The organism is Pseudomonas sp. SID14000 (assembly GCF_002165135.1).
GTDB lineage: Bacteria > Pseudomonadota > Gammaproteobacteria > Pseudomonadales > Pseudomonadaceae > Aquipseudomonas.
The window spans coordinates 244,876-257,281 of sequence record NZ_NFZQ01000009.1 but is presented as its reverse complement, the minus strand read 5'-3'; the positions used below and the strand labels follow the sequence as shown (position 1 = coordinate 257,281).

The following is a 12,406-nucleotide window of genomic DNA, read 5'->3' as shown; positions in this document are numbered from 1 at the left end:
AGTTGCACATGCACATCTACAAAGTCGGCGGCGCCGTGCGCGACCGCCTGCTCGGCCGCCCCGTCAGTGATATCGACTGGCTGGTGGTCGGCGCCACGGTCGAAGAAATGCACGCCAAGGGCTTTCGGCCAGTTGGCGCTGATTTTCCGGTGTTCCTGCACCCGAAAACCGGCGAGGAATACGCCCTGGCGCGCACCGAACGCAAGAGCGGGCGTGGCTATGGTGGGTTCACCTTCCATGCAAGCCCCGATGTGACCTTGGAAGAAGACCTGATCCGCCGTGACTTGACCATCAATGCGATGGCCGAAGACGAAGCGGGCACGGTGTACGACCCCTATCACGGCAAGGACGATCTCGATAAGCGCCTGTTGCGCCACGTTTCACCGGCATTCGCCGAAGATCCCTTGCGCGTGCTGCGTGTTGCGCGCTTTGCTGCCCGTTATGCACCGCTGGGTTTCCGGGTTGCCGATGAGACGCTTGAATTGATGCGCCAGATCAGCGCCTCGGGCGAACTGCAGGCGCTGACCGCCGAGCGCAGCTGGAAGGAAATCGAGCGGGCGCTGATGGAAGCGCAGCCGCAGGTGTTCTTCCAGGTGCTGCATGCTTGCGGGGCTCTGCAGGAGCTGCTGCCTGAGCTTGATGACGGCCCCCAGGCCCTGGCGGCGCTGGAACAGGCAGCACTGTATGAACAGCCCCTGCCGGTACGCTGGGCCTGCTTGTTGCGGGCGCTGACACCAGCCGCGATCAAAGCCGTCAACCAGCGCCTCAAGGCGCCGCGAGAGTGCCAGGAGCTGGCGTTGCTGACGGGTGAGTGCCTGGCGCAAGGCAACCAGGCGCTGGAGCTGCCCGCCACGGCACTGCTGGAGTTGTTGCAGAAGTTCGATGTGTATCGGCGGCCGCAGCGGTTCGAGGATTTCCTGATAGCTTGCGAGATGACAGCGCTGGGTGAGTGCAAGTCGGGTTATCCACAGGCCGATTACCTGCGAGGGGCAGCGGCGGCGGTGCGGGCAGTGGATGTGAAGCCGTTGGTGCAGGCAGGGCTGACTGGCCAGGCCTTGGGTGAAGCACTCAAAAGTGAGCGGTTGAAAGCGCTCGAGGCTTACAAGCTCGGTTGAGCATACCGGCCCCTTCGCGGCTAAAGCCGCTCCCACAGGGATGGCACAACATTTGGCATCACGCGATCCCTGTGGGAGCGGCTTTAGCCGCGAAAGGGCCGGTACAGGCTCAAACTGGAGTGAGCTGCAACCCACGCCACTCAAAGGCAACCGGCGCCAGCACCTGATCGATCCGCGCCTCCTGCCACAACTGCGCCATCGTCTTGCCTACCCCCGGATGCACCAGCTCCGGCGCCAGCAGCGACAGCGGCCACAGCACAAAGGCGTTCTTCAGTATCTCGGCCCGAGGCAGCACCAGCCCATCGAACGTGCCGTGCAAATCGTCGTACATCAGCACGTCGATATCCAGCGGCAGCCCTTTGCGGTCCGGCGCATAGCGGCCATTGTCGGCTTCAATGAACTTCAGCCGGCGATCCAGTTCGATCAACGGCAACGCAGTCTGCCCGGTCACCACGAAGTTGATGAACGGCCCGCTCTTGATCCCCACCGCCTGGCTTTCGAACGCCGGCGAACAGCGTATGTCGGTCAGGATGCCTGCCAACGCATCGAGCCCGGCGCACAAATGTGCCTCGCGGTCGATGTTGCTGCCAAGGCCAAGGTAAACCGTGCTCAGAGACATCCGCGCTCGATCTCCACGCCAACACCACCACGGGCCGCCGGCACCGCACCCGGCTTGGTCAGTTTCAACCGCACCCACGGGATGTGAAACTCTTCCATCAACGTCGCCACCAGGCGCTCGGCGAAGGTTTCCACCAACTCGAAACGGGCCTGTTCGGCAAACGCCTGGATGCGCGCCGACACGCTGGCATAGTCCAGCGCCAGGTTCAGGTCGTCACCGGCCGCAGCCGGGCGGTTGTCCCAGGCAAAGCTCAGGTCCAGGCGCAAGCACTGGCGAATATCCCGCTCCCAGTCATAGGCACCGATGACGGTATCGACGTCCAGGCCTTCGATGAACACTCTGTCCAAGCACTTCTCTCCACAGCACGACAAGGGCGACTGGCGCCGTTAGAATCAGGGCGTCCTCGCCCGGAATAGTTAGCATGTTTTGGTTACTGGCGTTGCTCGCCTACCTGCTCGGCTCGCTGTCCTTCGCCATCGTCCTCAGCCGCCTTACGGGCAGCCCGGACCCGCGTTCCAGCGGATCAGGCAATGCTGGCGCCACCAACATGCTACGCCTGGCAGGCCGCAAACTGGCGATCCTGACCCTGCTTGGCGACCTGTGCAAGGGCCTGTTGCCGGTATTGCTCGCCCGCCTTGCCGGGCTGGACCTGCACGCGCAGGCCTGGATTGGCGTGTGCGCGGTGCTGGGCCACCTGTTCCCGCTGTACTTCCGCTTCCAGGGTGGCAAGGGCGTGGCGACCGCCGCCGGCATGCTCATGGCCCTGTACTTCCCGGCCGCGCTGCTGGCCATCGGCGCCTGGCTGCTGACCTTCTACCTCACCCGCACCAGCTCGCTGGCGGCGCTGATCGCCACACCGCTGACCTTGCCATTGCTGGCCTGGCGCGAGCCCGAGGCCCTGCTGCCGATCACCGTGCTGACGGCGATGATCGTGTGGCGCCACCGCAGCAACCTGCGCGACCTGTTTGCCGGGCGCGAACGGCACTTCTGACGCTTAGACCGGCGGCAACTGCTCCATCGGCCAGCGTGCCTGCACGCTGATTGCCAGGTCCTGCTGCTGCCCGGCCAACAACCGCTGGCAGCCAGCGTAGGCGATCATCGCGCCGTTGTCCGTGCAGAACTGCGGGCGCGCGTAGTACACGTTACCCTTGATGCTGCCGAGCATGTCCTCGAGGGACGCGCGCAGGGCCTTGTTGGCACTGACGCCACCGGCAATGACCAGGCGCTTGAGGCCGGTCTGCTTCAGCGCCCGCTTGCACTTGATGGTCAAAGTCTCCACCACCGCCTGCTGGAATGCCAGGGACAGGTCGCAACGGGTTTGCTCACTGTCGTCGCCGGCATCGCGGCACTGCTGCCAGGTGTTCAGGGCAAAGGTTTTCAGGCCGCTGAAACTGAACTCCAGGCCCGGGCGGTCGGTCATCGGCCGCGGGAACACGAAACGGCCAGGCACGCCGCGCTCGGCCAGACGGGCGATTTCCGGGCCACCGGGGTAGTTCAGGCCGATCAGCTTGGCGGTCTTGTCGAACGCTTCGCCGGCGGCGTCGTCCAGGCTCTCGCCCAGCAGTTCGTACTGGCCGATGCCATCAACCCGCACCAGCTGGGTATGGCCGCCGGAGACCAACAAAGCGACGAACGGAAACTCGGGCGGGTGCTCTTCCAGCATAGGGGCCAGCAGGTGGCCTTCCATGTGGTGCACGCCAATCGCCGGGATATCCCAGGCAAAGGCCAGCGCCTGGGCACAGGAGGCCCCTACCAGCAATGCACCGACCAGGCCCGGGCCTGCGGTGTAGGCGATGGCGTCAATCTCGGTGGCGACGCAGTCGGCCTCGTCCAGCACCTGGCGGATGAGTGGCAGCATGCGCTTGACGTGGTCACGCGAGGCAAGCTCTGGCACCACACCGCCGAACACGCGGTGCAGGTCGATCTGGCTGAACAGCGCATCGGCCAACAAACCGCGCTCGCTGTCGTATAATGCGACGCCAGTTTCGTCGCAGGATGTTTCCAATCCCAGTACTAGCATGGGTTCGTCCCTTGTGGGGGCTGAATTCGAAGCCGCGCATGATAGTCCCCGTGTCGGATGCCGACCAGCGGTTTTCGATCAGAGGCTTTGCATTCCGGCTTGCTAAGGGTTAACATCCGCAACCCTTGAAAACCGACGTTCTCCAGCACACCTTTGTTTTGCCAGGAGCACGTCTACCCCGGTAATGAATTAAGGTAGCCCTGGATGCCAGCCGTCAAAGTTAAAGAGAACGAACCCTTCGACGTAGCTCTGCGTCGTTTCAAGCGCTCCTGCGAAAAAGCCGGTGTACTGGCTGAAGTTCGTAGCCGCGAGTTTTACGAGAAGCCGACCGCCGAGCGTAAGCGCAAAGCAGCTGCTGCTGTTAAGCGTCACGCCAAGAAAGTTCAGCGCGAACAGCGCCGCGCCGTTCGCCTGTACTAATACAGACGTTCTACGCAAAGCTTCTGCCTGCCCGGCTAACTGCCGGGCGATGGCAGTGGTCGATTCAAACTTGAGCAGCTAGCTCAAGGCCCTGCACAAGCTTCATGCGAACTGCACATGGGCAACCTGCCTGAAACGTCAGAGCTGGTCCTCCTTGCTGTATGACCAGACGTGCACGTCCGACTGACGGGCCCTCAGGGGCTGGCGACGAGCACACATTCCCTCGCACTTCCCCAAGCGGCACTCGCCCCATTCGGCGCGTGAGCGATTAGACTTGCCAGTTGCCAGATGACGAGACTGCCATGGCCGGGCTGATTCCCCAGAGCTTCATTGACGACCTGATCAACCGCCTCGACATCGTCGACGTGGTGAGTTCGCGCGTCCAGCTGAAAAAAACCGGCAAGAACTACTCCGCCTGCTGCCCGTTCCACAAGGAAAAGACCCCTTCCTTCACGGTCAGCCCCGACAAGCAGTTCTACTACTGCTTCGGCTGCGGCGCCGGCGGCAACGCCCTGGGCTTCGTCATGGACCACGACAACCTGGACTTCCCCCAGGCCGTCGAGGAACTGGCCCGCGCCGCCGGCATGGAAGTGCCCCGCGAGCAAGGCCGCCGCGACCACAAGCCGCGTCAGCCAACCGATTCGCCGCTGTACCCGCTGCTGGACGCCGCCTCGGAGTTCTACCGCCAGGCGCTGCGCAGCCACCCGACCCGCAAGGCGGCAGTGGATTACCTCAAGGGCCGCGGTCTGTCCGGGGAAATCGCCCGCGACTTCGGCCTGGGCTTCGCCCCGCCGGGCTGGGACAACCTGCTCAAGCACCTGGGTGCCGATACCCTGCAGCAGAAGGTGATGATCGATGCAGGCCTGCTGATCGAGAACGCCGAAAGCGGCAAGCGCTACGACCGTTTCCGCGACCGGGTAATGTTCCCGATCCGCGACAGCCGCGGGCGCATCATCGCCTTCGGTGGCCGGGTGCTAGGCGACGACAAGCCCAAGTACCTGAACTCCCCGGAAACCCCGGTGTTCCACAAGGGCCAGGAACTGTACGGCCTGTACGAGGCACGCAAGCACAACCGCAACCTCGACGAAATCATCGTCGTCGAGGGCTACATGGACGTCATTGCCCTGGCCCAGCAAGGCCTGCGCAACGCCGTGGCCACCCTCGGCACCGCCACCAGCGAAGAGCACCTCAAGCGGCTGTTCCGCGTGGTACCCAGCGTGCTGTTCTGCTTCGACGGCGACCAGGCCGGGCGCAAGGCTGCCTGGCGCGCCCTGGAATCGACCCTGTCGAACCTGCAGGACGGCCGTCGCGCGCGCTTCCTGTTCCTGCCCGAAGGTGAAGACCCGGACAGCCTGGTGCGCGCCGAAGGCACCGATGCCTTCATGGCCCGCATCAACCAGCACGCCCAGCCGCTTGCCGATTACTTCTTCGAACAACTAAGCGTCGAAGCCGACCCGCGCTCGCTGGAAGGCAAGGCGCACATGGCGACTTTAGCCGCACCGTTGATCGAAAAAATCCCTGGCGCCAACCTGCGCCAACTGATGCGCAACCGCCTGAAGGAAATCACCGGCCTCGACCCGCAGCAGGTCGAGCAACTGGCGCAACACGCCCCGGCCGCCAGCAGCGTGCCGGACTACGACCCTGGCTACGACTACGACGCCATGGCCAGCTACACCCCCGATTACGGCGACATGCCGCAGCACGATTACGCCCCCGTTCATCAGGAACAGGAATGGAAGCCAAACAAGGGCGCTGGCAAGAAGCAGTGGAGTGACAAGCCGTGGGACAAGAACCGCAAGGGCGGCAAGCCCTGGCAGCAACGTGACGAAGCGCCTCCACGCGTACCAGCCCCGGTCGAGCCGCCCACCCTGGCTGCCCTGCGCACCCTGCTGCACCATCCGTTGCTGGCCGGAAAGGTGGAAGATGCCAGCCACTTCGCCGACGAAGAACACCTGTATAGCCAGTTGCTAGTGGCGCTGATCGAAGCCGCGCAGAAAAATCCTGGGCTAAGCTCAATGCAGTTGATCGCACGCTGGCACGGCACCGAGCAGGGGCGCCTGCTGCGAGCCCTGGCGGAAAAGGAATGGCTGATCGTGGCCGACAACCTTGAACAACAGTTTTTCGACACTATAACTAGCTTGTCCGCCCGCCAACGCGAGCGCAGCCTGGAACAACTGCTCAGGAAATCACGTCAAAGCGAATTGACCAGCGAGGAAAAAAACCAGCTCCTCGCCCTGCTGAGCCGGAATGTTCCCGCACAAACGCCGACCTCATCTGGCGCGTGAGGCCCATGCTCGGGTATAATCCTCGGCTTGTTTTTTGCCCGCCAAGACCTTCAGTGGATAGGGTGTTATGTCCGGAAAAGCGCAACAGCAGTCTCGTATCAAAGAGTTGATTACCCGCGGTCGTGAGCAGGGCTACCTGACTTACGCGGAGGTCAACGACCACCTGCCTGAGGATATTTCAGATCCGGAACAGGTGGAAGACATCATCCGCATGATCAACGACATGGGGATCAACGTATTCGAGAGTGCTCCGGATGCGGATGCCCTTCTGTTGGCGGAAGCCGACACCGACGAAGCCGCGGCCGAAGAAGCCGCTGCTGCGTTGGCGGCAGTTGAAACCGATATCGGCCGCACGACCGACCCGGTGCGCATGTACATGCGCGAAATGGGTACCGTCGAGCTGCTGACCCGCGAAGGCGAGATCGAAATCGCCAAGCGTATCGAGGAAGGCATCCGTGAAGTCATGGGCGCCATCGCCCACTTCCCGGGTACTGTCGACTACATTCTCGCCGAATACGACCGTGTCACCAGCGAAGGTGGCCGTCTGTCGGACGTTCTCAGCGGTTACATCGACCCTGACGACAATATCGCCGCGCCGACCGAAGAAGTGCCGATCCCGGGTACCAAGGCCGCCGCCGCGAAGGAAGAGTCCGACGACGACGAGGAAGAGTCCGAAAGCGGTGACGACGAGGAAGAGGCCGAGAGCGGCCCGGACCCGGAAGTCGCCCGCCAGCGCTTCGGTGCGGTCAACGACCAGCTTCAGGCCACCAACAAGGTCCTGAAGAAGAACGGTCGCGCCCACCAGGAAAGCATCGACGCCCTGCAGGCCCTGGCCGACCTGTTCATGCCGATCAAACTGGTACCGAAGCAGTTCGAGGTACTGGTAGAGCGCGTTCGTGACGCCCTGAACCGCCTGCGCCAGCAGGAACGCGCCATCATGCAGCTGTGCGTGCGTGACGCCCGCATGCCGCGTGCCGACTTCCTGCGCATGTTCCCGAGCAACGAAACCGACCAGACCTGGAGCGGTGACCTGGCCAAGCGCAACACCAAGTGGGCTGCCGCCCTGGGTGAAAAGGACGCCGCCATCGTCGCTTGCCAGCAGAAGCTGATCGACCTTGAGACCGAAACCGGCCTGACCGTTGCCGAGATCAAGGAAATCAACCGTCGCATGTCGATCGGTGAAGCCAAGGCCCGCCGCGCCAAGAAAGAAATGGTCGAGGCGAACCTGCGTCTGGTGATCTCCATCGCCAAGAAGTACACCAACCGCGGCCTGCAGTTCCTCGACCTGATCCAGGAAGGCAACATCGGCTTGATGAAAGCGGTGGACAAGTTCGAATACCGTCGCGGCTACAAGTTCTCGACCTACGCCACCTGGTGGATCCGCCAGGCGATCACCCGTTCGATCGCCGACCAGGCGCGCACCATCCGTATTCCGGTGCACATGATCGAGACAATCAACAAGCTCAACCGTATTTCCCGCCAGATGCTGCAGGAAATGGGTCGCGAACCGACCCCGGAAGAGCTGGGCGAGCGCATGGAAATGCCTGAGGACAAGATCCGCAAGGTACTGAAGATCGCCAAAGAGCCGATCTCCATGGAAACCCCGATCGGTGACGACGAAGATTCGCACCTGGGTGACTTCATCGAGGACTCGACCATGCAGTCCCCGATCGACGTAGCCACGGTCGAAAGCCTCAAGGAAGCCACCCGTGACGTGCTCTCGGGCCTGACCGCACGCGAAGCCAAGGTGCTGCGCATGCGTTTCGGTATCGACATGAACACCGACCACACCCTCGAAGAGGTGGGCAAGCAGTTCGACGTGACCCGTGAGCGGATCCGTCAGATCGAAGCGAAGGCGTTGCGCAAACTGCGCCACCCCACTCGCAGCGAGCATCTGCGCTCCTTCCTCGACGAGTGATGACAAAACCCCGGCCCAGGCCGGGGTTTTTCTTTTCCATGCAAGGCCCTGTTGCCTCTGACAAAAGACACCGCTCTCCACCATACACCTGCAGCAATGCCCGTCTACACTCGACTTCAGACCCCCTGAATGCGAGGCCGCTATGCACCCGATGCCGGCCATTCTGTTGCTGCTCCTGATTTTGTGGAACACAACGGCCGGCGCCCTGACCCTGACAGACGAGGAGAAAGCCTGGTTGGCTGCCCACCCGCAGCTGAGCCTGGGTGTAGACGCCTCTTGGCCACCGTTCGAGTTTCGCGACCAGGAGGGCCGATACCAGGGATTGGCCGCCGATTACATCGCCACTATCCAGCAACGCCTGGGTGTGACGCTCAAACCGGTCGAACCCAGCAGTTGGACCGAGGTACTGGCGCAGGCTCGCGAAAGCCGCATCGACCTGCTGCCCGGCATCATGTCCACCCCCGAGCGCCAAGGCTACCTGGCCTTCACCCGGCCATACCTCGACTTCCCCATCGTCATCCTCGCCCACAAAGGCGGAGCACAGCCGCGCAACCTGGACGATCTGTACGGCCTCAAGATTGCCGTGGTCGAAAACTACGCGCCGCACGAACTGCTACGCACCCAACACCCAGACCTCAACCTGGTGGCCCTGCCCAACGTCAGCTCCACCCTGCAGGCCCTGGCCACCGACGAAGTGGACGCTGTGGTCGGTGACCTCGCTTCAAGCATCTGGAGCCTGCGCCAGCTCAAACTCGATGGCCTATACGTCAGCGGCGAAACGCCCTACCGCTACCAGTTGGCCATGGCCGCCCCGCGCGACAAGAAGGTGCTGGTTGGCATTCTCGACAAAGTGATGGCCGACATGAGCAGCGGCGAAGTCAGCCAGATCCAGCAACGCTGGGTGGGCAATGTGGTCGACCAGCGGATGTTCTGGACCGACCTGCTGGTATATGGCCTGCCCGCGGTGCTGGTATTGATGGCCGTGCTGGCAGTGGTCATCCGCATCAACCGCCGGCTCAGTTCGGAAATTTCCCGACGCATCGCCCTCGAACAGGAGCTGCGCAGCAGCGAGTACCACTATCGCAGCCTGGTCGAAAGCCTGTCCGCCATCGCCTGGGAGGCCGACGCCAACGACTTCACCTACAGCTACGTCTCGCCCCACGCCGAAGGCCTGCTCGGCTACCCACTGGGCGACTGGCTCAAGCCCGGCTTCTGGCGCAGCATTCTGCACCCGGAGGATGCCCTCTGGGCCCAGGCGTACTGCGACAGCGAAACCGCCGCCGGGCGCGACCACAGCCTCGACTACCGGGTAATCCGGGCCGATGGCCAGCCATTGTGGGTACGCAACATCGTCAGCATGATCGAGCATGGCCACCAGCCGGTGATGCGTGGCCTGATGATCGACATCAGCGAGACCAAGCGCACCGAGGACGCCCTGCGCCTGTCCGAGCAGAAGTTCGCCTCGGTGTTCCAGCAGTGCCCCGACATCCTGCTGATCGCCCGCCACAGCGACGGCTGCCTGCTGGAGGTGAACGAAGCCTTCGAAGAGCAGATCGGCCTCAGCCCGGGCCAGGTAATCGGCCGCACTGCCACAGACCTGAACCTGTGGGGCGTCGAAGGCACCGGCCCGCGGTTGCTCGAACGCCTGCACCAGGGCGGTATCCGCAACCTGGAAATGAGCTTCCGCCGCAGCAACGGCCAGCTGTTCACCGGCCTGACCTCGGCCGAAACCTTCGAGCTCGACGGCAATCTCGCGCTGGTGGTGGCGGTACGCGACATCAGCCAGCTCAAGGAAACCCAGGAGCAGTTGCAAACCTCGGAAGAGAAATTCGCCAAGGCCTTCCATGCCTCGCCCGACGGCCTGCTGCTGTCGCGCCAGAGCGACGGCTTGCTGCTCGAAGTGAACGAGGGCTTCTGCCGCCTCACCGGCTATGACCTCAGCCCGACCCTCGACCAGACCTCGCTGGACCTGGGCATCTGGGTCGACCTCAACGAACGCAAGCGTCTGGTCGAACAGCTCAACCGCGACGGCTTCGTACGCGACTTCACGTGCCACCTGCGCCGCAGCGACGGGCAGATTCGCCTCTGCGAGCTCTCTGCACGGCCGCTACCGATAGCTGGCGAAGACTGTATGTTGACCATTGCCCGCGACATCACCGAGCGCCATCTGATGCAGGAAAAGCTACAGTTGGCCGCCACCGTGTTCGAGAACACCGCCGAAGGCGTGCTGATCACCGATATCGACCAGCACATCAGTGCCGTCAACCGCGCCTTCAGCGAAATCACCGGCTACAGCGAGATCGAAGCCCTCGGCCAGACCCCGCGCCTGCTCGCCTCCGGCCAGCACGACAGCGCGTTCTATGCCGCCATGTGGCACCAGCTGACCGATGAAGGCCACTGGCAAGGCGAGATCTACAACAAGCGCAAGAACGGCGAACTGTACCCCGGCTGGCTGACCATCAGCGCCGTGCGTAACAACGAACGCGAGATCACCCACTTCGTTGCCGTGTTCGCCGACATCTCCAGCCTCAAGCACGCCCAGGCCAAGCTCGACTACCAGGCCCACCACGACCCGCTGACCGGCCTGCCCAATCGCGCCCTGTTCGAGAACCGCCTGCAAGCCGCGCTCACCTGCTCGCAGGTATCCAACCGCAAGGGCGCGGTGCTGTTCCTTGACCTCGACCGCTTCAAGCACATCAACGACAGCCTCGGGCACCCGGTCGGCGACCTGCTGCTAAAGGGTATCGCCCAGCGCCTGAAAGAGCAGGTGCGTGATGTAGACACCGTGGCCCGCCTGGGCGGCGATGAGTTCATCATTCTGCTGCCCGGCCTGCACAAACCCAGCGACGCCAGCACCATCGCCAACAAACTCCTGGCCTGCTTCAACGCGCCATTCCAGGCCGGCGAGCATGAGTTCTTCACCAGCGCCAGCATCGGCATCAGCCTTTATCCACAGGACGGGACCGACGTCTCCACGCTGATCCGCAACGCTGACGCCGCGATGTACCGCTCCAAGGCCAAGGGCCGCAACCGCGTCGAAGCCTACACCCTCGACCTCACTGCCCAGGCCAGCGAACGTATAGCCCTGGAGCACGAACTGCGCCGGGCTCTCGAACGCAACGAACTGAGCCTGTGTTTCCAGCCCAAGCTCAGCCTCAAGACCCAGAGCCTGGTCGGCGCCGAAGCGCTGATCCGCTGGAGCCACCCGACCTTTGGTGAAGTCCCGCCAGAGCATTTCATCCACCTGGCGGAGGAGAACGGCACCATCCTCCAGCTCGGCGACTGGGTACTGGAGCAGGCCTGCCGGCAGATGCAGGCCTGGAAGCAGCACTACGAGCCCTTCGGCCCGCTGTCGATCAACCTCGCCGGCGCCCAGCTGCGCCAACCGCACCTGGCCCGGCGGATCGAACAGCTACTCAAACACTACCAGCTCAAGGCAGGTGACCTGCAGCTGGAAATCACCGAAAACTTCATCATGAGCCAGGCGGAAGAAGCCCTTGCGGTGCTGTACCAGTTGAAGAAGCTGGGCGTGCAGCTTGCGATCGATGACTTCGGCACTGGGTATTCCTCACTGAGCTACCTCAAGCGCCTGCCACTGGACATCCTCAAGATCGACAAGTCGTTCATACGCGGCCTGCCCGACGATCCCCACGACGCCGCCATTGCCCGCGCAATCATCGCCCTGGGCCGCAGCATGCAGCTGACCATCATTGCCGAGGGCGTGGAGAACCAGGCCCAGCAACGCTTCCTGGCCGCCGAAGGCTGCGAACAGATCCAGGGTTACATCGTCAGCCTGCCCCTGCCCCCGGACGAATTCGCGGCGACGTTTCTTCGCATAGCACTATCGGATCTTTCAGATGGCACAGGTGCGAAACCCTCGTTATAATCCGGCCACTTACTGAGGGCCTATAGCTCAGTCGGTTAGAGCAGAGGACTCATAATCCTTTGGTCCACGGTTCGAGTCCGTGTGGGCCCACCAGATACGACAAAGCCGCGCGATTGCGCGGCTTTTTCATGTCTGTCGTTCAG

At 63.0% G+C, this 12,406-nt stretch carries 9 protein-coding genes and 1 tRNA gene; 7 read left to right on the top strand and 3 right to left on the bottom strand.

Features of this window, described 5'->3' with window-relative positions; translation table 11 throughout:
- Nucleotides 1–8 precede the first annotated feature (8 nt).
- Nucleotides 9–1,115: a multifunctional CCA addition/repair protein gene (locus tag CAY82_RS15745; RefSeq protein ID WP_087502038.1), complete on the top strand. Its 1,107-nt coding sequence runs from the start codon at nt 9–11 to the stop codon at nt 1,113–1,115.
- A gap of 109 nt (nt 1,116–1,224) precedes the next feature.
- On the opposite strand, the gene folK is transcribed toward CAY82_RS15745, so the two are convergent.
- Nucleotides 1,225–1,734 carry a 2-amino-4-hydroxy-6-hydroxymethyldihydropteridine diphosphokinase gene (gene folK, locus CAY82_RS15740; protein WP_087502037.1) on the bottom strand — a complete coding sequence of 170 codons (510 nt, stop codon included), beginning with the start codon at nt 1,732–1,734 and terminating at the stop codon, nt 1,225–1,227.
- Complete coding sequence (folB, locus tag CAY82_RS15735; RefSeq protein WP_087502036.1) at nt 1,725–2,081, bottom strand: dihydroneopterin aldolase; 357 nt, start codon at nt 2,079–2,081, stop codon at nt 1,725–1,727. Before folB ends, folK begins: the two co-directional genes overlap by 10 nt.
- A gap of 74 nt (nt 2,082–2,155) precedes the next feature.
- Between folB and plsY the strand changes: the two genes are divergently transcribed.
- Entirely contained in the window at nt 2,156–2,725 is a 570-nt protein-coding gene (gene plsY, locus CAY82_RS15730; protein WP_087502035.1) for a glycerol-3-phosphate 1-O-acyltransferase PlsY, read from the top strand.
- Between the two features lie 3 nt (nt 2,726–2,728).
- On the opposite strand, the gene tsaD is transcribed toward plsY, so the two are convergent.
- Entirely contained in the window at nt 2,729–3,754 is a 1,026-nt protein-coding gene (gene tsaD / locus CAY82_RS15725; RefSeq protein WP_087502034.1) for a tRNA (adenosine(37)-N6)-threonylcarbamoyltransferase complex transferase subunit TsaD, read from the bottom strand.
- A gap of 204 nt (nt 3,755–3,958) precedes the next feature.
- Here tsaD and rpsU point away from each other — a divergent pair, with 204 nt between their 5' ends.
- From rpsU to CAY82_RS15700, 5 genes are all read left to right on the top strand, one after another.
- The gene (gene rpsU, locus CAY82_RS15720; protein ID WP_003255575.1) at nt 3,959–4,174 is read left to right on the top strand and encodes a 30S ribosomal protein S21; all 216 of its coding nucleotides are present in this window, start codon (nt 3,959–3,961) and stop codon (nt 4,172–4,174) included.
- Between the two features lie 302 nt (nt 4,175–4,476).
- The gene (dnaG, locus tag CAY82_RS15715) at nt 4,477–6,459 is read left to right on the top strand and encodes a DNA primase (RefSeq protein WP_087502033.1); all 1,983 of its coding nucleotides are present in this window, start codon (nt 4,477–4,479) and stop codon (nt 6,457–6,459) included.
- Nucleotides 6,460–6,526: 67 nt separating this feature from the next.
- Nucleotides 6,527–8,377, top strand: a complete 1,851-nt coding sequence (gene rpoD, locus CAY82_RS15710; protein WP_087502032.1) for an RNA polymerase sigma factor RpoD — start codon at nt 6,527–6,529, stop codon at nt 8,375–8,377.
- A 142-nt stretch (nt 8,378–8,519) separates the two neighbouring features.
- Entirely contained in the window at nt 8,520–12,263 is a 3,744-nt protein-coding gene (locus CAY82_RS15705) for an EAL domain-containing protein (RefSeq protein ID WP_087502031.1), read from the top strand.
- Nucleotides 12,264–12,279: 16 nt separating this feature from the next.
- Nucleotides 12,280–12,356 (top strand) — tRNA-Ile (locus tag CAY82_RS15700).
- Nucleotides 12,357–12,406: the final 50 nt, after the last annotated feature.

What these genes read in the sequence shown, in the direction of transcription:
- CAY82_RS15745 (WP_087502038.1), top strand. Translation starts at nt 9, where the DNA reads ATGCACATCTACAAAGTCGGCGGCGCCGTGCGCGACCGCCTGCTCGGC.
- folK (WP_087502037.1), bottom strand. Translation starts at nt 1,734, where the DNA reads ATGTCTCTGAGCACGGTTTACCTTGGCCTTGGCAGCAACATCGACCGC.
- plsY (WP_087502035.1), top strand. Translation starts at nt 2,156, where the DNA reads ATGTTTTGGTTACTGGCGTTGCTCGCCTACCTGCTCGGCTCGCTGTCC.
- tsaD (WP_087502034.1), bottom strand. Translation starts at nt 3,754, where the DNA reads ATGCTAGTACTGGGATTGGAAACATCCTGCGACGAAACTGGCGTCGCA.
- rpsU (WP_003255575.1), top strand. Translation starts at nt 3,959, where the DNA reads ATGCCAGCCGTCAAAGTTAAAGAGAACGAACCCTTCGACGTAGCTCTG.
- dnaG (WP_087502033.1), top strand. Translation starts at nt 4,477, where the DNA reads ATGGCCGGGCTGATTCCCCAGAGCTTCATTGACGACCTGATCAACCGC.
- rpoD (WP_087502032.1), top strand. Translation starts at nt 6,527, where the DNA reads ATGTCCGGAAAAGCGCAACAGCAGTCTCGTATCAAAGAGTTGATTACC.
- CAY82_RS15705 (WP_087502031.1), top strand. Translation starts at nt 8,520, where the DNA reads ATGCACCCGATGCCGGCCATTCTGTTGCTGCTCCTGATTTTGTGGAAC.